This is a genomic window from Pseudonocardia sp. (genome assembly GCF_050246655.1).
Lineage (GTDB): Bacteria > Actinomycetota > Actinomycetes > Mycobacteriales > Pseudonocardiaceae > Pseudonocardia.
In genome coordinates this window covers 1-20,869 of sequence record NZ_JBFWVQ010000083.1, presented here as the reverse complement: position 1 = coordinate 20,869, position 20,869 = coordinate 1, and the positions used below count along the sequence as shown (strand labels likewise).

At 73.7% G+C, this 20,869-nt stretch carries 22 protein-coding genes; 10 read left to right on the top strand and 12 right to left on the bottom strand.

Going from position 1 to position 20,869, the window contains the following annotated elements; genetic code table 11:
- Positions 1–307 precede the first annotated feature (307 nt).
- Genes uraD through AB7J25_RS22165 form a run of 5 tightly spaced genes read left to right on the top strand, consistent with a single transcriptional unit; the run spans position 308 to position 5,179 of the window.
- A complete protein-coding gene (gene uraD / locus AB7J25_RS22185; RefSeq protein WP_428511690.1) occupies positions 308–793 on the top strand; it encodes a 2-oxo-4-hydroxy-4-carboxy-5-ureidoimidazoline decarboxylase in 486 nt (161 codons plus the stop codon).
- Entirely contained in the window at positions 790–1,104 is a 315-nt protein-coding gene (uraH, locus tag AB7J25_RS22180) for a hydroxyisourate hydrolase (protein WP_428511688.1), read from the top strand. The genes uraD and uraH overlap by 4 nt, the downstream gene beginning before the upstream one ends.
- Positions 1,105–1,572: a nucleoside deaminase gene (locus AB7J25_RS22175; protein ID WP_428511686.1), complete on the top strand. Its 468-nt coding sequence runs from the start codon at positions 1,105–1,107 to the stop codon at positions 1,570–1,572. It begins immediately after the preceding gene.
- Entirely contained in the window at positions 1,572–2,351 is a 780-nt protein-coding gene (locus tag AB7J25_RS22170; protein WP_428511684.1) for an FAD binding domain-containing protein, read from the top strand. Before AB7J25_RS22175 ends, AB7J25_RS22170 begins: the two co-directional genes overlap by 1 nt.
- Positions 2,348–5,179 (top strand): molybdopterin-dependent oxidoreductase, encoded by a 2,832-nt coding sequence (locus AB7J25_RS22165; RefSeq protein WP_428511682.1) that lies wholly within the window; start codon positions 2,348–2,350, stop codon positions 5,177–5,179. The genes AB7J25_RS22170 and AB7J25_RS22165 overlap by 4 nt, the downstream gene beginning before the upstream one ends.
- Positions 5,180–5,218: 39 nt before the next feature.
- Here the strand turns inward: AB7J25_RS22165 and alc are convergent, their stop codons facing one another.
- A complete protein-coding gene (gene alc, locus AB7J25_RS22160; protein ID WP_428511680.1) occupies positions 5,219–6,424 on the bottom strand; it encodes an allantoicase in 1,206 nt (401 codons plus the stop codon).
- Between the two features lie 3 nt (positions 6,425–6,427).
- The gene (gene allB / locus AB7J25_RS22155; RefSeq protein WP_428511678.1) at positions 6,428–7,762 is read right to left on the bottom strand and encodes an allantoinase AllB; all 1,335 of its coding nucleotides are present in this window, start codon (positions 7,760–7,762) and stop codon (positions 6,428–6,430) included.
- A 90-nt stretch (positions 7,763–7,852) separates the two neighbouring features.
- On the opposite strand from allB, the gene AB7J25_RS22150 reads away from it, so the two are divergent.
- The 4 genes from AB7J25_RS22150 to pyrE are packed head-to-tail and all read left to right on the top strand — an operon-like array spanning position 7,853 to position 11,456.
- Complete coding sequence (locus AB7J25_RS22150; RefSeq protein WP_428511676.1) at positions 7,853–8,509, top strand: hypothetical protein; 657 nt, start codon at positions 7,853–7,855, stop codon at positions 8,507–8,509.
- Between the two features lie 40 nt (positions 8,510–8,549).
- Positions 8,550–10,037, top strand: coding sequence for a serine/threonine-protein kinase (locus AB7J25_RS22145; protein WP_428511706.1), 1,488 nt, complete (start codon positions 8,550–8,552; stop codon positions 10,035–10,037).
- A 46-nt stretch (positions 10,038–10,083) separates the two neighbouring features.
- Positions 10,084–10,902 carry an SDR family NAD(P)-dependent oxidoreductase gene (locus tag AB7J25_RS22140; protein ID WP_428511674.1) on the top strand — a complete coding sequence of 273 codons (819 nt, stop codon included), beginning with the start codon at positions 10,084–10,086 and terminating at the stop codon, positions 10,900–10,902.
- Positions 10,899–11,456, top strand: a complete 558-nt coding sequence (gene pyrE / locus AB7J25_RS22135) for an orotate phosphoribosyltransferase (protein ID WP_428511672.1) — start codon at positions 10,899–10,901, stop codon at positions 11,454–11,456. The genes AB7J25_RS22140 and pyrE overlap by 4 nt, the downstream gene beginning before the upstream one ends.
- Positions 11,457–11,636: 180 nt before the next feature.
- Here the strand turns inward: pyrE and AB7J25_RS22130 are convergent, their stop codons facing one another.
- From AB7J25_RS22130 to AB7J25_RS22120, 3 genes are all read right to left on the bottom strand, one after another.
- On the bottom strand, positions 11,637–12,647 hold the full coding sequence (locus AB7J25_RS22130) for a hypothetical protein (protein WP_428511670.1): 1,011 nt from the start codon (positions 12,645–12,647) through the stop codon (positions 11,637–11,639).
- Positions 12,648–12,728: 81 nt separating this feature from the next.
- Positions 12,729–13,571 (bottom strand): DUF4142 domain-containing protein, encoded by an 843-nt coding sequence (locus AB7J25_RS22125; protein WP_428511668.1) that lies wholly within the window; start codon positions 13,569–13,571, stop codon positions 12,729–12,731.
- Between the two features lie 90 nt (positions 13,572–13,661).
- Complete coding sequence (locus AB7J25_RS22120) at positions 13,662–14,981, bottom strand: ferredoxin reductase family protein (protein WP_428511666.1); 1,320 nt, start codon at positions 14,979–14,981, stop codon at positions 13,662–13,664.
- Positions 14,982–15,828: 847 nt separating this feature from the next.
- On the opposite strand from AB7J25_RS22120, the gene AB7J25_RS22115 reads away from it, so the two are divergent.
- Positions 15,829–16,509, top strand: a complete 681-nt coding sequence (locus AB7J25_RS22115; RefSeq protein WP_428511664.1) for a TrmH family RNA methyltransferase — start codon at positions 15,829–15,831, stop codon at positions 16,507–16,509.
- Between the two features lie 3 nt (positions 16,510–16,512).
- On the opposite strand, the gene AB7J25_RS22110 is transcribed toward AB7J25_RS22115, so the two are convergent.
- From AB7J25_RS22110 to AB7J25_RS22080, 7 genes are all read right to left on the bottom strand, one after another.
- Positions 16,513–16,836 (bottom strand): DMT family transporter, encoded by a 324-nt coding sequence (locus AB7J25_RS22110; RefSeq protein WP_428511662.1) that lies wholly within the window; start codon positions 16,834–16,836, stop codon positions 16,513–16,515.
- Positions 16,837–16,871: 35 nt separating this feature from the next.
- Positions 16,872–17,246 carry a hypothetical protein gene (locus tag AB7J25_RS22105; protein WP_428511660.1) on the bottom strand — a complete coding sequence of 125 codons (375 nt, stop codon included), beginning with the start codon at positions 17,244–17,246 and terminating at the stop codon, positions 16,872–16,874.
- Between the two features lie 10 nt (positions 17,247–17,256).
- Entirely contained in the window at positions 17,257–18,231 is a 975-nt protein-coding gene (locus tag AB7J25_RS22100) for a GlxA family transcriptional regulator (RefSeq protein ID WP_428511658.1), read from the bottom strand.
- A 148-nt stretch (positions 18,232–18,379) separates the two neighbouring features.
- Complete coding sequence (locus AB7J25_RS22095) at positions 18,380–19,024, bottom strand: DedA family protein (RefSeq protein WP_428511655.1); 645 nt, start codon at positions 19,022–19,024, stop codon at positions 18,380–18,382.
- A gap of 70 nt (positions 19,025–19,094) precedes the next feature.
- On the bottom strand, positions 19,095–19,364 hold the full coding sequence (locus AB7J25_RS22090; protein ID WP_428511653.1) for a hypothetical protein: 270 nt from the start codon (positions 19,362–19,364) through the stop codon (positions 19,095–19,097).
- Entirely contained in the window at positions 19,361–19,939 is a 579-nt protein-coding gene (locus tag AB7J25_RS22085) for an RNA polymerase sigma factor (RefSeq protein ID WP_428511651.1), read from the bottom strand. The genes AB7J25_RS22090 and AB7J25_RS22085 overlap by 4 nt, the downstream gene beginning before the upstream one ends.
- A 37-nt stretch (positions 19,940–19,976) precedes the next feature.
- On the bottom strand, positions 19,977–20,869 hold an 893-nt coding region (locus AB7J25_RS22080), incomplete at its 5' end, for a fructose bisphosphate aldolase (RefSeq protein ID WP_428511649.1).

Genomic DNA, 20,869 nt, shown 5'->3' with positions numbered 1-20,869 from the left:
GTCACCGGTGCCCGGGACGACCAGCCGGGCGACCAACCCGACCAGCAGGTAGCCCAGGCGGTGCATGGGCGGCTCCTGATCGGCTCGGGATCGACGCGGCAGGGGTGGGTCGAATCTAGGAACCGGCAGGTCACCGCTGGTTGCCTCGTCGTTACGGGCTCGCTACCGTGATCGGCCCTCAGATCACTCCGTCAGGTGATCAGCAGACGATCGTGCTCCCGCACCGTCACATCTCGGTGTACCGATTGCCGCCCGTCCGGGTGCTGCGGTCTCATCCCGGGGTGGCCCGCACCCGCTACCGTCACTCATGCTCGTGAGCACCTTCGACACCCTTCCCGAGGACGAGGTGCGGGTCGTCCTGGCGCAGGTGTGCAGCTCGCCGCAGTGGGTGCGCCGCCTCGTCCTCTCGCGTCCCCACGCCACCCGCGCCACGCTCGTCGCGCGGTCCGACGCCGCGCTCGCCGACCTGCCCGAGGACGAGATCGACCGCGCCCTCGCCGGGCATCCCCGCATCGGCGAGCGCTCGGGGCACGCGTCGTCGCGGCGGGAGCAGGCTGGCGTGGCCGCCGCCGATCCGCAGGTGCTCGCCGCCCTCGCCGAGGGCAACCGTGCCTACGAGGACCGCTTCGGGCACGTCTACCTGGTGTGCGCGAACGGCCGCCCCGCCGAGGAACTGCTCGCCGTGCTCCGCGCCCGGCTCAGCAACGATCCGGCGGCCGAGCGTCGGGTACTCCGCGAGGAGCTGCGGCGGATCAACCGCCTGCGCCTGGAACACCTCCTGGAGGACGCGTGATCTCCACCCACGTCCTGGACGCCGCCCTCGGAAACCCGGCCGCGGACGTCCCCGTCACCCTCACGACGCCCGACGGCGTGGAGCACACCGCGGTCACCGATGCGGACGGGCGGGTGGCCGCGCTGGTGACGGACCTGACCCCGGGTCGGCACGTGCTGCGTTTCGACACGGCCAGCTACTTCGCCACCACCGGCCAGCAGGGCTTCCACCCGGAGGTGCTGATCGTCTTCGAGGTGCGGGCCGGGCGTGATCACTACCATGTCCCGCTCCTGCTCGCGCCCTACGCCTACTCGACCTACCGGGGGAGCTGAATGACCGACGAGCTGTGGCTGCGCCATGCCGTGGACCTCGCCACCGCGAACGTGGGCGCGGGCGGCGGCCCGTTCGGGTCCGTGGTCGTCGCGGAGGGGGTGGTGCTCGGCAAGGGCGTCAACCGGGTCACCCGCGACCGCGACCCCACCGCGCACGCCGAGGTGGTCGCCATCCGGGCGGCCTGCGCGACCCGCGGTGACTTCTCCCTCACCGGGTGCGTGCTCTACACCTCGTGCGAGCCGTGCCCGATGTGCCTGGCTGCGGCGCTCTGGTCGCGCGTGGACCGGATCGTCTACGCAGCGGACCGCCACGACGCCGCGCGGGGCGGTTTCGACGACCGCGTCTTCTACGAGATGTTCGCCACGGACCGGGCGGACTGGGCCACCCGCGTCGAACCGCTCCCGCTGCCGGGCGCCGCGGCGCCCTTCGACGCCTGGCTCGCCGCCGCGGACAGGATCGACTACTAGTGGACCTCGCGTTCGTCACCGATCTGCGCAGGCCCTCGTCGCGGGCCGAGCTGGGCGAGCTCGGGCCGGGGGTGGCGGTCCTGGCCGGCGGTACGTGGCTCTACTCCGAACCGCAGGATCACGTGCACACCCTGGTCGACCTCACCGGGCTGGGTTGGGAGCCGCTCGTCGTCACCGACGGGATCACGGTCGGCGCCACGTGCACGCTGGCCGAGCTCGCCGCCTCCGGGATCCCGCTCGCCACCGAGTGCTGCGGCGCGCTCGCCGGGTCGTTCAAGATCTGGAACACCGCCACGGCGGGCGGCAACGTCTGCCTCGGGCTCCCGGCCGGGCCCGTCATCGCGCTGGCGGCCGCGCTGGACGGTGTCGCCGTGATCTGGACCGCGGACGGCGGGGAACGCCGGATGCCGGTCGCGCGGTTCGTGCTCGGTGACCGGCGCACCGCCCTCGCCCGCGGCGAGGTGCTGCGCGCGATCGAGCTGCCCGCGGCCACGCTGTCGGCCCGGGTGGCCTTCCGCCGGGCCGCGCTCTCGGCGGAGGGCCGCTCGGGGTCCGTCGTCATCGGGCGGGTGGACCCCGACGGCACGTTCGTCCTCACCGTCACCGCCGCCGTCGAGCGGCCGCACCGCGTCGCGTTCCCTGGCATCCCAACCGCATCCGAGCTGGTCGCGGCCCTGGACGGGGTGGAGCGCTGGTTCGAGGACCCGCACGGGGCCCCGGACTGGCGCCGGGCCGTCACGGAGGTGCTGGCGCTGGAGATCCGCGAGGAGCTGGCGTGAGGGTGGACGGGGTCGAGGTCGCGGGCCTGCCGGAGCCGGGTGCCTGCCTGCGGACGTTCCTGCGCGCGGCCGGGCACACCGCGGTGAAGAAGGGCTGCGACTCCGGCGACTGCGGCGCGTGCACCGTGCTGCTCGACGGCATGCCGGTGCATTCGTGCGTGGTGCCCGCGTTCCGGGCGGTCGGGCGGGAGGTCACCACCGCCGCGGGGCTCGGCACGCCGGAGGACCTGCACCCCGTGCAGCAGCGGTTCGTCGCGGCGGGCGCGTTCCAGTGCGGGTTCTGCACGGCCGGGATGGTCGTGACGGCCGTCGCGCTGCCGGCCGATGCCGAGCTGGGCAGCGCGCTCAAGGGCAACCTCTGCCGGTGCACCGGGTACCGGGCGATCGCCGACGCGCTGGGCACCCCGACCGCGCGAACGACCCGTACGGGAACTAGGTCTTCCCCGACGGGCCGTTCGCTCGGGATCGGCGGGTCGCTACCTGCCCCCGCCGGGCCGCGGATCGTCACCGGCCGCGAGCCCTTCACCCTGGACGAGCCCGCTCCCCCGGGGCTGCTGCATGTCGCAGTGCTGCGCAGCCCGCACGCCCACGCCCGCATCACCAGGATCGACACCACCGCCGCCGAGGCGATGCCCGGCGTGCACCTCGTTCTCACCCACCGCGACGTCCCGGCCGTCGCGTTCTCGACGGCGCGCCACCACGACCGCCACGACGATCCCGACGACACCCTGATCCTGGATCCCGTCGTGCGGTTCGCCGGGCAGCGGGTCGCGGCCGTCGTCGCGGAGTCCGTGGCCCTCGCGCAGCGGGCCTGCGCGGCGATCGCCGTGGACTACGAGCTGCTCCCGGCGGTGCTCGAGCCCGAGCGCGCCGCCGAGGGGCCGCCGCTGCACCCCGGCAAGCACACCGCCCGGATCGCCGACCCGGACCGCAACCTCCTCGCCGAGCTGCACACCGCGCACGGCGACGTCGACGCGGGACTCGCCGCCGCGGCCGCCACCGTCGAGGGCACCTGGCGTACCGGTCGCGCCGCCCACGTCAGCCTCGAGACCCACGCCGCGGTCGGACACCTCGATGCGGACGGGCGGCTCGTGGTGCGCTCCGGCACCCAGGTGCCGTTCCTCGTGCGCGACGAGCTGGCGCGCGTCCTCGACCTGCCCCGCGAACGGGTGCGCGTGCACACCGCGCGGGTCGGCGGCGGGTTCGGCGGCAAGCAGGAGATGCTCGTCGAGGACCTCGTCGCGCTGGCCGTGCTGCGCACCGGCAGGCCCGTCCAGTACGAGACCACCCGCACCGAGTCCATGACCGCCACGCCCTGCCGCCACCCCATGCGCGTGTCCGTCCGCGTCGGCGCGACCACCGACGGGGTGCTCACCGCGTTCGCCGTGGACGTCCTCGCCGACGCGGGCGCGTACGGCAACCACTCACCCGGCGTGATGTTCCACGGCTGCCACGAGTCGACGATCCTCTACCGCTGCCCGAACACCCGGGTGGACGCCCGGTCGGTCTACACCAACAACCTGCCCTCCGGGGCGTTTCGCGGCTACGGCCTCGGGCAGGTCCAGTTCGCGATCGAGTCGGCGCTGGACGAGCTGGCCCGCGAGCTGGGCATGGACCCGTTCGAACTGCGACGCCGCAACGTCGTCCGGCCCGGCGATGCGCTCGGCCACGGCCCGCCCGACGATCTCGAGTTCGGCAGCTACGGCCTCGATCAGTGCCTCGACCAGGCCGAACAGGCACTCCGCTCGCCGGACGACGCCACCGCACCCGCGATGTGGCCGCGCGGTGAGGGCATGGCCGTCGCCATGATCGCCACGATCCCGCCGCGCGGGCACCACGCGGAGGCGTCGATCTCCGTCGAGGCCGACGGCGGTTATCTCGTCAGGGTCGGGACGGCCGAGTTCGGCAACGGGACGTCGACCGTGCACGTGCAGCTCGCCGCGGCGGCGCTCGGCACGGAACCGGGGCGGGTGCGGCTGCACCAGTCCGACACCGACGCCGTCGAGCACGACACCGGGGCGTTCGGCTCGGCGGGGACCGTCGTCGCGGGCCGCGCGGTGCAGGACGCCGCGCTGGCGCTCGCGGACCGGCTCCGCGCGGCGGCGGCCGAGCACCTCGGCTGCCACCCGCCGGCCCCCGGGCGGCGCGAGCGAACGGCACGTACGGGAAATAGGTCTTCCCCGACGTGCCGATCGCGCGACACGGGCCGCGCCACCGACGCGGGGTGCCACGGTGGCGCCGGGCACGTGCTCGGCCCGGACGGGGTGCGCTGCGGGGACCGGGTGGTCCCCCTCACCGCGTTCGCCGGTCTCGCGGCGGACGCCACCCACCCGGGGAGCCCGCGGTCGGTGGCGTTCAACGTGCACGCGGTGCGGGTCGCGGTCGACCCGGGTACGGGCGAGGTGCGCGTGCTGCGTTCCGTTCAAGCGGTCGACGCGGGCGTCGTGCTCAACCCGGCACAGCTGCGCGGGCAGGTGGAGGGCGGCGTGGCGCAGGCGCTCGGGTCGGCGCTGTACGAGGACCTCGTCGTGGACGGCGCGGGCCGCGTCACCACCGCGGTGCTGCGCAACTACCACGTCCCTCAGTTCGCGGACGTCCCCCGCACCGAGGTCCTGTTCGCCGACACGACCGACGCGCTCGGCCCGTGCGGCGCCAAGTCGATGAGCGAGGCCCCCTACAACCCGGTCGCGCCTGCGGTCGCGAACGCCGTTCGGGACGCGCTGGACGCGCGGCCGTACGAGCTGCCGATGACGCGCGACCGGGTGTGGAGACTGGCGCGGGGTCGGCGGGTCGGCCCGGCCCGGGGAGGCGATCGCGGACCTCGGTGATCCGCCCGGCACGCTCGGCCGGATACGCCCGGGCCGGGATCAGCCGGGCGCGAACGCCGCCAGGACCTCCGACGGCCACTCGCGACGGCGCCCCCGCGCGCGCAGCGCACCCACCACAACGGGACGTTCGAGGCCGGCGCGCGTGAGCACGTCCTCCAGATGGGCGGCCGGCAGCGCGTCGAGCCAGCGCTGCACGGCTGCGTCGTACGCGGCCGGGGTGAGCGCGCCGTGCGCGCGGAGCCGGGCGAACCCTCCGTCGGGGTAGATGTCGACCCGCAGGTGCGTGACCGTCGGCGCCGCGGGGCCGATGTTGAACCGGTGCGGGGTGTCGGGCCGGACGGGCCTGCGCGGCACGAGCGGTGACCACAGCCGTTTCACGAGGTGGTCGGTGAGGTGCTCACCGAGCCCCGCGGCGTCCGCCGGGTCGATGAACGTGCCGCTGACCTGCACCTGGCCGGGCGCGTTGCCGAGGAAGTGGCCGGTGTCGAACACGATGTCACGCAGCCGGGACGGCCCGGCGAGGGCGACGACGACCCAGTCGTTGCCGCCGTCGCGGCGCCGCGCCGTCTCCCATCCCTCCCCCATCGACCGCGCCGGCCCGGGCAGCAGCAGGTTCTGCGGGGACGAGAAGAACATGTCCGAGCAGCCGACGAGCTGCCCGCCGTTGCCCTGGGCGGCGAGATCGACGGTGCCGTGCAGGTGTCGGGGATCGACGACGGCCTCGCCGTGCACGTGGAAGCGGGCGACCCCGCCGTCCGGGTGGATGGTGAGCCGGACGTGGGTGTAGCGGTGGCGGTCGCTCACGTCGTAGACGTTGGCGGTGTCGCCCTTGGCGGGCGAGCGCGCCACCAGCTCCGTCCACTCGGCGGCGGCGAGCTCGGCGGGGCCCGGATAGTCCTCGCACGCCGTGGCCTGCACGGAGATCTCGGGCGGGTAGTTGCCGCGGAAGTGGGCGGTGTCGACGACGACGCCGTGCACGATCCCGGGGATGCCGAGTCGGACGATCGCGTGGTCCGAGCCGGGTTCGCGGCGGCGGCGGGTCTCCCAGCCGTCGTAGACCTTGCCGCGGTAGCCGAACTCGGTGCGCGGCTGCACGGGGCCCGGCATGACCAGGGCGGCCCGGTCGGCGAAGAAGTCGTCGTTGGCGTCGACCACGGCCCCGCCGAGGCGGCGCGACGCGAGGTCCGGCAGGTGGGTGAACTCGGCGTCCGAGTCGGGACCGCTCGTGGAGTGCGGCAGGCGCACGGTTCATCCCCCTCTGGTCAGCAGCTGCCCGCGGGGCCGGGCGTCGAGGTCGAGTCTGGCCCCTCGCAGCCAGACCTGCCGCACCACCCCGGAGAGGGCCCGGCCGTCGTAGGCCGAGACGGGATGGCGGTGGGCGAGGCGGTGGCGGTCCACGACGAAGGCCTCGTCCGGGGCGAAGACGGTCAGGTCGGCGTCGAAGCCGAGCGCGATGCGGCCCTTGCGGTCCAGCCCGGCGATGCGGGCGGGAACATCGGCCATCCAGGAGACCACGTCGGAGAGGGTGTGGCCGCGTACGCGCGCGCCCGTCCAGACCGCGGCGAGTCCCAGCTGCAGGGAGGCGATGCCGCCCCAGGCGGTGCCGAAGTCCCCGGTGTCGGGGGTCTTCAGCGCGGCAGGGCACGGGGAGTGGTCGGTGGCGATCATGTCGATCACCCCGTCGGCCAGCCCCTGCCAGAGCAGCTCCCGGTTCGACGCCTCCCGCACGGGTGGGCAGCACTTGAACTCGGTGGCGCCGTCGGGGACCTCCTCGGCGGTAAAGGTGAGGTAGTGCGGGCAGGTCTCGGCGGTCACCGCGATGCCGTCCCGGCGCGCCGAGGCGATCATCGGCAGGGCGTCGGAGCTGGACAGGTGCAGGACGTGCACCCGGGCACCGGTCCAGCGGGCCCGCTCGATCAGCCAGGCGACGGCCAGGTTCTCCGCGCCGCGAGGCCGCGAGGCGAGGAAGTCCGCGTAGCGGTCCCCGTGCGGGGTGGGGGCGCGGTCGATGGCGTGGGAGTCCTCGGCGTGCACGATGAGCCTGCTGCCGAACGCGGCGATCTCGGCGAGCACGGGTTCGAGCTCGTCCGGTGGCAGCGGCGGGAACTCGTCCACCCCCGAGTGCAGCAGGAAGCACTTGAAGCCCAGCACGCCCGCGTCGTGCAGGCCGCGCAGCTCCCCGATGTTGCCCGGCACCGCCCCGCCCCAGAACGCCACGTCGACGAACACCTGGTCGCGCGCCGCGGCGCGCTTGCACGCCAACGCCGCGACGTCGACCGTCGGCGGGATCGAGTTGAGCGGCATGTCGACGATCGTGGTGACCCCGCCCAGCGCGGCCGCCCGCGTCGCCGTGGCGAAGCCCTCCCACTCGGTGCGCCCCGGCTCGTTGACGTGCACGTGCGTGTCGACCAGGCCCGGCAGCAGCACCTCGTCCGGCCCGAGCTCGACGACCTCGTCGGCGTCCGGGGCGCCGGCCAGCGGGGTGATCGCGGCGACGCGGCCGTCGCACACGCCCACGCAGCGGGCCACCTCGCCGTGCGCGGTGATCATCCGAGGCGCCCGCAGGACGAGGTCGAACCGCATGCCGGGCATCATCGACCACCCGGGTGTCGCGCGTGTTTCGGCTCCGCGTGGCGTCCCGGCCGGAGCGCGACCCGGGGCTACTCTCCGGTCGTGGGAAATCCGTCGACGTGGTTCATCATCGCCGTGATCGCGCTGTTGTTCGGGGCGGCCCTGCTGTTCGTCGACAGCTCGCGTTCCGGGAAGGGCAACCGGGACCGCCGCCGCTGGGCCGAGCTGCGGGACTGGGAGTGGCTCGACTCCGACCCCGTCCTGCCGAGCCGCTGGCGCTACGGCATCTTCCACCAGGGCGGGCCGGGGGCCGCGAAGAACCTCATCACCGGGGACGTGCCCACCCCGAGCGGGCCGCGGCAGGCCTACGTGTTCGACCACGACCAGGGCGGCAAGCTGACCTCCACCGTCGCCGCCGTGGCCGTGCAGGGCCAGCTCCCCGCCGCCGTCGAGCTGCGGCTGCCGTCCGCACCCCTGCCGGACGACGCCGGCCTGGACCTGCTGGAGCCGGTCGGCGAGCGCTACGCCTTCGTCACGGACGCCGACGCGGTGCGTCCCCTGCTCACCCCGCGGCTCGCCACGGCGAGCGACGCGATCGGTGAGGACGTCGAGCTGCTCTGGGCCGAGGACGCCTGGGTCCTCGCCTCGGCTCCCCTCGGCTCGTCGCCGGACCGGGTGCAGGACCTCCTCGCCGACCTCGCCGAGGTCGCCACCGCACTCGAGGCCGGGCCGCGCCTGCGACAGGTGGTCAACGGCTGACCCTCCCCCGGGCGGGTTGTACCGTTCGCTCGTGGCGACCATGTTCGGGCCGTACCGGCTCGACCGGTTGCTGGGCCGCGGCGGGATGGGCGAGGTCTACGAGGCCTACGACACCGTCCACGAGCGCACGGTCGCGCTGAAGCTGCTGCCCGAGTCCGCCACCTCGGACGAGGAGTACCGGGCCCGGTTCCGGCGCGAGGCGAAGACGGTCGCCACGCTCAACGAGCCGCACGTCATCCCGATCCACAGCTACGGCGAGATCGACGGCAGGCTCTTCCTCGACATGCGGCTGGTCGTCGGCGAGGATCTGGCCGCCGTCCTCGCCCGCACCGGCCCGATGCCACCGTCGCGGGCCGTCGCGATCGTCGAGCAGGTGGCCGCCGCGCTGGATGCCGCGCACGGGGACGGGCTCGTCCACCGCGACGTCAAGCCGTCGAACGTGCTGCTGACGGCGTCGGACTTCGGCTACCTCGCGGACTTCGGCATCGCCCGGGCCGTCGCGGCGCGCACCAGCGCCCGGCTCACCGTCACCGGCGCCACCATCGGGACGCTCGAGTACATGGCCCCGGAGCGGTTCACCGACGGTCCCGTGGACGCCCGCGCCGACGTCTACGCGCTGGCGTGCGTGCTCCACGAGTGCCTGACCGGGCAGCCGCCGTTTCCCGGGCGCACCCTGCCGTCGCTGCTGAACGCGCACCTCAACCAGCCCCCGCCGAGGCCGTCCGCGCTGGTGGCGGGCGCCGCGGCGCTGGACCCGGTGGTGGCTCGCGGGATGGCGAAGCGGCCCGAGGACCGCTACCAGGGCGCGGGCGAGCTCGCTGCCGCGGCCCGGGCGGCGCTCGCGCCGGATCCGCATCCGGACCGTACGCGCCGGCCCGGGCCGCCGCCCCCGTGGCCGCCGCCGGTGCCCGCGCCCCGAGCGAGCGGGCGCGTCACCCGGAGCCGCCGCCCGGTCGCCCTCGCCGCGGTGGCGGCGGTGGTCGCGGTCGCGGCCGTGGCGGGCGGGGTGGCCCTGCTCGGCCGCGGCACCGGCACGGATGCCGGCACCACCACCGCCACGACCGTGACGGACACCCCCGCGACCACGGGCACCGCCACGGCGACCACCGGCGCCGCGCCCGCGCCCTCCGGGCCGGTGCAGCTCGTCCTCGCCGACGGCGGCCCGAACGAGCCGTTCTCCGGCACCGACCAGTTCGACACGTTCAGCTTCGTCTGGAACCTGCGTGCCGAGAACCCGACCGCACGTTCCGTGCTCACCGTCCCGGCCGGCATCGGGAACGCCACGCTGGGCGGGCGCATCGAGCTGGTCGCGAACTGCGCGGCGCGCGTCGTCGTCACCACGGGCTCCGGCCGGGCCGAGAAGCTGGTCGGGGCCGGGTTCCCGCTGGAGATGCCCGCCGGGCTGCCGTCGATCTCGCCCGAGAGCCCGGTCACCGTCGAGATGGCCTTCGACCCCGCCGCCGTGGCGAAGCGCGACTGCAGCGGCCAGGTCCAGTGGGACGACGCCTGGGCCACCCCGATCGCGTGAGCCGGGCCCGCTGGAGCGGTCCGCCCGCACGGCATAGCCTCGCCGGGTGCCCACAGCGCTGATCACCGGGGCGAGTTCCGGCATCGGGGCCGCGTTCGTCCGCAGGCTCGTCCGTGGCGGCCGCGACGTCGTGCTCGTGGCCCGCGACGAGGAGCGCCTCCAGCAGGCCGCGACGCAGGCCCGGGCGGCGGGCGTCACCGCGGAGGTGCTGGCCGCGGACCTGTCGGTGCAGCGGGACCGGGAGCGGGTGGCCCGCCGCCTCGCCGACCCGGACGCCGCGCCCGTCGACCTGCTCGTCAACAACGCGGGGTTCAGCCTGAACGAGGCGGTCACCCGGGCCGAACCCGCCGACCTGGAACGCCAGCTCGACGTCAACGTCCGCGCCGTCCTGCTGCTCTGCCGCGCCGCGGCGCCCGGGATGGTGAGCCGCGGTCGCGGGGGGATCGTCAACGTCTCCAGCGTCGCCGGGTTCCTCCCCGGCAGCTCGCTCTACGGCGCGGACAAGGCGTGGGTCACCACGTTCACCGAGGCGCTCGCGGCGAGCCTCGCCGGCACCGGCGTCCGCGCGATGGCCCTGTGCCCGGGCTACGTGCGCACCGAGTTCCACGCCCGCGCCGGGATCGATCCCGGTCGCCGCGTCGGGCCCCTGTGGCTGGAGGCGGACCGGGTCGTCGCCGACTGCCTCACCGACCTCGCACGCGGGCGCGTCGTCTCGGTGCCGAGCCCGCAGTACAAGGCGCTCGTCACGCTCCTCGACCTGCTGCCGCGCCCGGTGCAGCGCCGTATCAGCGGCGGGTTCGCGGCCCGCCGCGCCGCCCGTAGACCCGCGGACCGCGACGTCCGACCTCCCGAAGGAGAGCGATGACCACCACCGCCGACGCCGAACGCGACGAGCTTGCCGCGCTGGTCCGGGAACTGGGGGTCGTCCACGGCCGGGTCACGCTGTCCTCGGGTGCGCAGGCGGACTACTACATCGACCTGCGTCGCGTCACGCTGCACCACCGGGCCGCCCCGCTGATCGGGCGGCTGCTGCGGGTCCTCACCGCGGACTGGGCCTTCGACGCGGTCGGCGGGCTCACCCTCGGCGCCGATCCGGTCGCCACAGCCGTGCTGCACGCGGCCGCAGCCGACGGCGTCGCCGTGGACGCCTTCGTGGTCCGCAAGTCGACCAAGCAGCACGGGATGCAGCGGCTCATCGAGGGCCCGGACGTCGCGGGTCGCCGCGTCCTCGTCGTCGAGGACACCTCGACCACCGGGTCGTCGGTGCTCACCGCCGTGCGTGCGGTGCGGGACGCCGGGGCGGAGGTGGTCGGCGTCGTGACCGTCGTGGACCGGGACACGGGAGCACGCGAGGCCATCGAGGTGGAGGGAGCCCCGTATCGCGCGCTGCTCGGCCTCGCCGATCTCGGTCTGGGCTGAGCTCGCCCGAGGGTGCTTGCGGGAACGGCGGAAGGCCGTGTCCGGCGACACCACCTTCGCCGGACACGGCCTTCCGTTCCCTGCAGGGCCGAGGGCGTCGCCGTGTCATCGACGCCCGAGGCCGGGCATCCGTGGGGTCGGCCGAGACGGAGGGGAAGCCGACCCCACGGGCCACGTCTTCTACTGCACGGTGATCCGGACCACGTCGAACGCCGGGGTCTGGTTCGCACGCTCCATCATCGGCACGCGGTGCGACCCGTCACCGGCCCACACGGCGCACTGCAGCGTGCCCGCCTGGTCCTGGCCGGGGACGTCGATGGTGACCTTGTCCTCACCCGCACCGCCCTGGTTGTCCTGGGTGGCGAGGAAGAACGCCGGCTCGGGCGAGGCGTCGGGCGCCGCGTCGACGCTGGGCAGGAAGCGGCACGCGGTGTGGAAGTGCCCGCGCTGGATGCCGTTGTCGTCGAGGAAGGAGGCCTCGGCGTAGTAGCCGCCGACGGCAGCGCCGAGGAAGCGGTCGCGCTTGAGGTTGCGGGTGCTCACGACGAGCTCGAAGTCCTGGTCGACGCCCACCTCGGAGGGCGCCTCGGTGATGAGCAGCGACGGGCTCTTGTCCGCCGAGGTCACCTCGCCGAACGACGTCTCGACGCAGCGCGGCGCCTTCTGGAAGCCGTCGTGGGGCTCGAGGTCGCTGTTCGAGCAGTCCGTGCCGAGGATGTCGAGCGACGACGCGGGGGGGTTGTTCCCGTTTCCGTTTCCGTTGTTGTTGCCGTTGTTCCCGTTCCCGTTGCCGTTGTTCCCGTTGCCGTTGTTCCCGTTTCCGTTGTTTCCGTTGTTCCCGTTCTCCACCTGGTTCCGGTCACCGTTGCGACCGCCGCCGTTGCCGCGGTCACCCTCGCGGCCGTTGTCACGGCCGCTTCCACGATCGCCGTTGTTCCCGCCGTCGCCGTCGTTGTCGCCGTCGTTGTCGCGGGCGTTGTCGCGGGCGTTGTCACGGTCGCCGTCGTCCTGGGCGTCGGCCGGGTTGCCGCCGTGTTGCGAGTGGCCGGCCTCGGTGCTCCGGCCGCTCTCCTGGGAGTCGGTGCTCGCAGCGGCGGTGCCGCACGCGGCCGCGACGACGACCAGGGCCACGGCCGTGGACGAGACCGCCAGGGCGCGCCGTACGCGGGCTGCTCGGGGTGATGCTGCCATGGGGAGATGCCTCAGATCGGTGTGTCGGGGAGCGGCGGTCCAGGACGGGCCGGCGCGGGTCGCAGCAGGGGGAGCCGGGGGCTAGCTGCGCAGGGCGTGGCGGGACCGGGCGTCGGTCGCTCGTGGTGCGGGTATCTGGATGAGCGGGGGGACGGGATCGCGGCGCCGCGTCGCGCGCGGCGGCGCGGGGGCGGCCGGGGCGGGGCGCCGACCGGCGTCCCGGTTGCGCAGCGCGACGGCGAGACCGACCGCACCGAGCATGGCGGCGCCGAAGACCAGGGTGGGCACGATGAGGTCGCCGATGTTGCGGCCGCCGGAGAGCAGGCCGGGCGACGGCGCGGCGGGCAGCGCCTGGTAGTCGACCAGGCCGGTGCTCTCGAGGTACTGGATGTGGCGGCTGACGAACGTGTCGGCCTCGGCGGCGAACTGGCGCACGAGATCGTTGCGGGTGCTCGCGCGCACCTCGGCGATCACCGGCAGGACCGAGCCGTGGGCCTCCCGCAGGCGCTGCGTGAAGGCGCGGTCGTAGTCCGAGCCCGTCTTGGACGAGATCTCGGCCATCCACGCCATCTGCTGCGACGTGGGTGCGCTGGGCAGCAGGACGCCGAGCTTGTCGGCCACATCGCGGACGCGGCGGTCGAGGTCGCCGTGCTCGGCCGCGATGTCACCGCCCACCACCTTGACGGCGGGGGCGAGCGCCTGCTGCTCGGCCTGCTGGCCGGTGGGCTGCTCCCAGAGGCCGGCGAGCCGGACCTTGACGAGCAGGTCCCGGTCCGCGGGCCCGAGCGGGCCGTACGGGGTCTGCACCCAGCCGCCGACGCCGGGCGTCCCGGACGACCAGGACTGCCAGACCGAGAACGTCACGGCGAGGAGCACGGCGGCGACGACGGCGCGGCGGAGATTTCGGGGAACGCGGCGCAGCATGAGGGCCTTCCTTGGTGGTACTGGTGCGCGCGAGGGGGAGCGTGCGCACCCGGGGGACCGGTTGGGGAACCGGGCGTTGCTGGGGAGCGGTCAGACCATGTCGAACTGTTCGGTGTGGATTCGGTCGAGCGGTACGTCGAGGACGGACAGGGCGTCCAGGGCGTCGGTGACGAGCCCCGCGGGCCCGCAGAGGAAGTAGTCGAGGTCGCCGAGCCGTTCCTCGGCGGCGAGGACGGCGGTGAGCAGGCCGACACCGATGTCGCCGGTGTGGCCGCTCCAGTCGGGGACGGGCCGGCGCAGCACCTCGGTGACCTCGAGGTCGAGCTGGGTGCGCATGACGGCGAGCTCGTCGCGGAAGAGCAGTTCCTCGCGGCGGCCCGCGACGACGACGAGCCGGTAGGGGCGCCGGTCACCGCGGTGGGCGGCCGTGCGCAGCATGCTCATCATCGGCGTGACACCGACGCCACCGGCGATCATGACGACCCCCGTGCGGCCCGTGCCCGGCGTGAAGGCGCCGTGGGGACCGTCGACCCAGACGGGGCTGCCGGGGTGCAACCCGGGCAGGGCCTTCGTGAAGTCGCCCGCGTGGCGGATCGTGAACTCGACGGTGTGGTCGCGCCGTGCCGCCGACGCGATCGTGAACGGGTGCTCCTGCGCGGCGGGCGAGCGGTCGAGGCGGATCCAGGCGAACTGGCCGGGCTCGAAGTCGAACACCTCGCCGGAGTGGCGCGTGCGCGCCTTGAGCACCAGCGTGCTGACGGTGTGGGTCTCGGCGCGGACCTGCTGGACGATGAACTCGGCCGTCGGGTCGAGCATGGTCCGCCAGATCCAGCGGTAGCCGAGCACCGCGATCAGCAGGGCGGCGATGGCGGCGAACATGCCGTCCATCACGGGGTGGGCGACGAGCTTGTTGAGGAACCACACGTGCAGCCCGGCGAACAGCAGCGAGGCGGCCGCGAGGCCGACATGGCTCCAACGGAACGCCTCGTAGGCCAGCCGCAGCCGCGAGCGCAGCATCGCGAGGACGATGAGCGTGAGCATCGCGACGGTGGACGCGGTGGCGGAGAGCGGGGCGGGGCCGGCGTGCGTGACGTCGAGCAGCGCGACCTTGGCCGGGTCGGCTGCGACCACGCAGGCCAGGTGCAGCAGCGTGAGGATGGCGGCCGAGCAGCCGAGGAACCGGTGGACGTCCAGGACGCTCTCGATGCCGAAGGCGCGCGTGAGCGAGCGCAGCCGGGAGGGCAGGATGGTGGCGCACGCGAGTGCCGAGAGCGCGAGCAGTCCGGTCACGGTCGAGAGCTGGCTCCACATCGGCCCGGCGGGTGTGATCGCGAGGTACAGCAGCACCGGGAGCACGAGCACGGCCCCGAAGGTGACGAGCCACGCCGTGCGGGCGATCCGCTGTTCCATGGCCGGGGACGTTAGGGAAGCAGGCAGGGCCGAGGTTGCGAAGCTGAAACCCCAGTGGGACGGATAACCATCGAGACGCGACGAGCGGCGAGGGGTTAGGCTGTTCAGCCTAACCCAGTAGGCCGTCTGCCCAGCGAGCTCTCAGATTTCGGTCAGATCTCGGTCACTCACTGTCATTCGTCGCGTCGTTGCTGGCCGGAGCGGTGCGCCGGTCGCCGACAACGCTATTCGGTGCAACGTCCCCACGCCCGTTCGTTCCGTGGTGCAGCTATCACGAACGGGTCACGGCACTGCGGGTCGGCGCGCCGACGGCAGGACGGCGGTGTCGGCGGGTCCCCCTGCGCCGCTCGACGACGCCCGCAGGCCGCTCTCCTCGACGGGCCGCGCGCTCTCGGGGAATCGCGATGGCCGCCCGGTCTCACCGGTGCCGAAATGCTCCACCGCGCGCTTTGCATCATTCTCGAGAGAATGGGCGATCACCACCATTACCGGACCGGGTGCGGGAGCGGGGCCGGCGGACCGGACGCGGCCGGTCCGCCCCCGGCTACCGGCGATCGTGACGCGCCTCGCGGTCTTCGGGCTGGTGGCGGGGCCGATCCTGGACGCCTCGCCCGGTGGCGGCGATCGTCGGGCCGCCGCGGCGATGGTCACCCGCGTGCGCACAGATCCCCGCGAGTTGCGCATCCGGCAGCCGCGAGTTGCGCATTTCATCGGCCCATGTTCGCCGTCCCGTCCGGCGTCGCGGCGCCACTGGCCCGGCGGATCGCGCAAGTCGGGCTGACAGAATGCGGAACTCGCGAGCGGCCCCCGGCCGGGTACGGGCGCCCGCCGCGGCATCATCGGCGCCGTGAGCACCGACGCCCGGGACGCCGACGAACCGCTGGGTCCCTCGGAGTGGACGGCTTCCGGCCAGGTCGGGGTGGGCCCGTGGCCGGGCGGTCGGGAGTCCTGGCCGGAGGGCCCCGAGTACGACCCGGAGCTGCTCGCGCACGGCGACACCCGCAACGTCGTGGACGCCTACCGCTACTGGCGGCGCGAGGCCGTCGCCGCGGAGCTGGCCGCCCGCGCGCACCCGTTCCACGTGGCGATCGAGAACTTCGGCCATGACCACAACATCGGCACGGTCGTGCGCACGGCGAACGCGTTCGCGGCGGCCGGGGTGCACATCGTGGGGCGGCGCCGATGGAACCGTCGGGGCGCGATGGTCACCGACCGCTATCTCGCCGTCCACCACCATCCCGACGTCGCAGGCCTCGTCGCGTTCGCCCGTGCCGAGCACCTCGCGGTCGTGGCGGTCGACAACACCCCGGGCGCGCTGCGCCTGGAGACAGCGGACCTGCCGCGTGCCTGCGTGCTGCTGTTCGGCCAGGAAGGCCCGGGTCTCACGGAAGAGGCGCGGGCGGCCGCGGATCTGGCCGTCTCGATCGCCCAGTTCGGTTCGACGCGCTCGATCAACGCGGGCGTGGCGGCGGGGGTCGCCATGCACGCCTGGATCCGCAGGCACGCGGACCTCTCCCGGGCCTGGTGACGGTCACGCGTGCGCCGCGCCCAGCTCCAGCGCGAGAACCCCCGCAACGACGAGCACGATGCCGCCCACCTGCACCCAGGTGAGCGACTCCCCGAGGAAGAAGGCCCCGATCAGCGCGACCAACGTGACGCCGAGCGCCGCCCACACGCCGTACGCGACGCCGAGGGCCATCCCGCGCTGCAGCGCCTTCGACAGTGAGTAGAACGCGAGCGCGTAACCGGCGGCGACGATCAGTGACGGGAGGAGCCGGCTGAACCCGTCGGAGTAGCGCAGCGACACCGTGGCCGTCACCTCCGCGACGATCGCGACGGCGAGCCATACCCACATCGGGCCATTATCGGGCCACGGGCGCCCGGAACCGTTCAGCGGCCGCTGTACTCCTCGCGGCGCCGGAGCATCACCAGTGCCATCGCGGGCAGCATCAGCACGTGCCCGACGATCATCATCGCACCGCCGGAGAGCAGTCCGGTCCACAGCAGCGGGAAGAGGACGACGAACGACAGGTACATCGCGAGGCCCATCTCGGCGATCGCGATCCACGAGTGGTGTTTCCAGGCCATCCACACCGTCATGCCGATGGTCATCTCGGTGGCCATGAGCAGCGCGTGGGCCTCGGGGCCGGGATGGCCGAACACCAGCATCGCGAGCGGGCCGAGCAGGAGCATGCCGGCCAGCATCGCGGCGATCATCTGCAGGTAGTGGACGACGAACGGGCGTGAGCGCAGCGCGGTGGTCATTCGGGCCTCCTCAGCGGTCGATGGTGGCGAAGCTGCGGCGGTACTGGTCGGGTGGGACACCGAGCCTGCGCAGGAACGCGCGGCGCATCGTCTCCGGCGAGCCGAAGCCGCAACGGGAGGCGACGCGGGAGACCGCGATCGGTTCGGACTCCAGCAGCCGCCGCGCGGCCTCGACACGGACCTGCTCGACGTACTCGGCAGGGGTGCTGCCGAGCAGCCGGGTGAACTCGCGGCTGAAGTGGCGCTCGCTCATGCCGACGCGGGCGGCGAGCACGGGAATGCGCAGGTCGGCGGCCGGTTCGGCGTGGATGTGGTCCTGCGCGGCGCGCACGGACGGGCGCGGCGCCGGATCGGACCAGACCGGTGCGGCGAACTGGCTCTGGCCGCCGGGGCGGCGGGTGAAGACGACGAGCTCGCGGGCGATGTGCTGGGCGAGGTCGGGGCCGTGGTCGGCCTCGACGAGGGCGAGCGCGAGGTCGATGCCCGCGGTGACGCCGCCGGAGGTCCACACGTTGCCTGCGCGCAGCCAGATGGCCTCGCAGGCGACGTCGACGGACGGGTGCTCGTCGGCCAGGCGACGGGCGAAGCGCCAGTGGGTGGTGGCGCGCCTGCCGTCGAGCAGGCCCGCGGCGGCGAGCGGGAACGCCCCGGTGCACACGGAGGCCACGCGCTCGGCGCGGGGTGCGGCCCTGCTCAGCCACGCGACGAAGCCGGGCCGTTCCTTCGCGACCCGCCGCACGCCGAGCCCACCGGGGACGAGGAGCGTGCCGATGGGGCCGCGTTCGGGCAGCGCGACGGCGGCGAGGAGGTCGAGGCCGGAGTCGGCGGCGACGGGTCCGGGCGTGGACCCGGCGAGGGTGACGGTGTACCCGTCGCCGGCACCTCGTCGGCGGAGCAGGTACGTCGCGGCCTGGAAGACCTCGTGCGGACCGACCACGTCGAGCGGCTGGAAGCCGGGGATGAGCGGGATGAGGACGTCGTGCACGTCCCCTACCGTGGCGCCGGCGGCCGGATGGCGTCAATGACCGGTATCCCTCGGATTCGGCCACCGATGCCGTCGAGAACGACATTGCTCCGAATTTCGCGCGCTTCAAGGAAGCGCAACGTCGTTCTCGACGGGGAGGGCGGCCGGGTCAGACGGCGCGCCGCGCCTCCCAGCGGGCCTTCACGACCTCGACGATGATCGGCAGGATCGACACGAAGACGATCAGGATGAGCATCAGCTCGATGTTCTCCCGCACCCACGGGATCTGGCCGAGGAAGTAGCCCAGCACCGTCACGCCGGCGGCCCAGGCGACGCCGCCGATGAGCGAGTAGGTGAAGTAGCGGCGCGGGTCCATCTGCCCGACGCCCGCCATCACGGTGATGAACGTGCGCACGATCGGCACGAACCGGCCCAGGACGATGGCGCGGTTGCCGTACCTGTCGAAGAACGTCTGCGTCCTGACGACGTGCTCGGGTTTGAACAGCCGCGACCGCGGCCTGTCGAACACCGCAGGGCCGGCGGCGCGCCCGATCCAGTAGCCCACCATGTTGCCGATCAGCGCTGCGACCACCAGCACCAGGCAGACCAGCCACAGCGGGCTCTCGATCGCACCGCTGGCGACGAAGAGCCCCGCGGTGAACAGCAGCGAGTCCCCTGGCAGGAAGAACCCGAGCAGCAGGCCGCACTCGGCGAATACGATGAGCGCCAGCCCCACCAGGGCCCACGGGCCGAGCCACTGGATGATGGTGTCCGGCTGGAGCCACTCGGGGCCGAGCGCGAGGCGATGGGGCACCCGTCGAGGTTACCGAACCGGGAGTCCCGGCCGGGCCCGCGTCCGGCACGCTCCGGTACGCAGGGGGCGCTCAGCCGACGATCGGGAGCAGTCCCGGCGCGAACAGCGAGATCAGAGCCAGGACGACGCCCAGTGCGACGCCGGCAGCCAGGGCCACCGCCAGACCGACGACGATCTGGCGCCGCATCGTCCGGGCCGTCGCTGCCGCGGGCCGGACGGGCGCGACCGGCATGACGACCGGCGGCGCGGTCATCGGGGGTGCGTACCCGCCGCTCACGGCGCGCGCACGCAGCGCGTCGGCGAGTCGCTGTTCGGCGGCCCCCGGCCCGTCCACGCTCACGCCCCCCGCGAGCGTTCGGCCATCACCCGGCTGACGGCGTCCAGCGCCCGGCTGGCCGTCGACTTGACGGTCCCCTTGCTGATTCCGGTGGCGTCGGCGATCTCCTGCTCGGAGAGCCCGCCGTAGTAGCGCAGGACGAGCACCTCGCGCTGACGGGGCGGCAGCGTGCCGAGCGCGTCCACGACCGCCTGGTGCTCCGCGGAGAGCATCGCGAGCGACTCGGCGGACCGCGAGTTCACCCCGTGCGGCATCACGTAGTCGCGTGCGGTGCGGCGCCGCCGCAGCACCGACCGCGACCCGTTGATCACCGCGGTGCGCAGGTAGCCGATCGCCGCGGCCTCGTCGCGCAGCGTCGCCCAGTGGCGGTGCAGACCCGTGAACGCCTCCTGGACCACGTCCTCGGCCGTACCCGGATCGTCCACGAGCAGGAGCGCAAGACGGACCATCCGGGCGCGGTGGTCGCGGTACAGGTCGGCCAGCGTGCGTGGGACGCCGGGGTCCGGCGGGGGCCGGGAGTCGATGCGCCGCAGCTTCGTGAGCGTCTGCTCGACAGGGGACTCGTGCCCGACACTCATGAGCAAAGCGTATGACCCCCGGCCCGGGGCCCGTGCGTCAGGTCCGGGACGCAGCGAAGATGCCGGCGATCGTGCTGTCCAGTGTGGAGTTGAAATCGGCGTCGCTCTGGTCGGCGTGCAGGCCCTCGGTGAGCGCCCGGGAGAAGCTCGCGATGACGCCGTGGTTGCGGGCCAGCAGCTCGTTGGCCTCCTCGCGGCTGTACCCCCCGGAGAGCGCGACGACGCGGACGACGCGCGGGTGGGCGACCAGGTCGGCGTAGAAGCCGTCCTCGCTGGGCAGCGTCAGCTTGAGCATCACGGGCCGCTGGGCCGGCAGCTGGTCGAGGTGCTTGGTGATGGCCGCCTTGAGCAGCTCCTCGGCCTCCGCCTTCGTCGGGGAGTGGATGTCGACCTCGGGCTCGATGATCGGGCAGAGGCCGGCGTCGAGGATCTGGTGGCCGATCTCGAACTGCTGGTCGACGATCGCGTCCACGCCGCCGCGGTCCGCCTGCTTGATCACCGAGCGCATCTTGGTGCCGAACATCCCCAGCTCGACGCTGCGCGCGAGCAGCTCGTCCAGGCCGGGGATGGCCTTCATGAGCTGCACGCCCTTGTCCTCCGCCGCGAGCCCTTTGTCGACCTTGATGAACGGGACGACACCCTTGACCGACCACAGGTAGTCGCCGGTCTGACGGCCCTCGACCCGGCGGTCCATCGTGTTCTCGAACAGGATCGCTCCGAGCACCCGCTCGCCGGTGAACACCGGGCTCGTCATGATGCGGGTGCGCATCTCGTGCATGCGCGTGAACATCTCCTCGTCGTTCGAGTAGGCGTCCTCGCCGATGCCGTAGAGCTTCAGTGCCTTGGGCGTGCTCCCGCCGCTCTGGTCGAGCGCGGCGATGAAGCCCTCCCCGCTCGAGACCTTCTCCAGCTGCTCGCGGTTCGTCACGG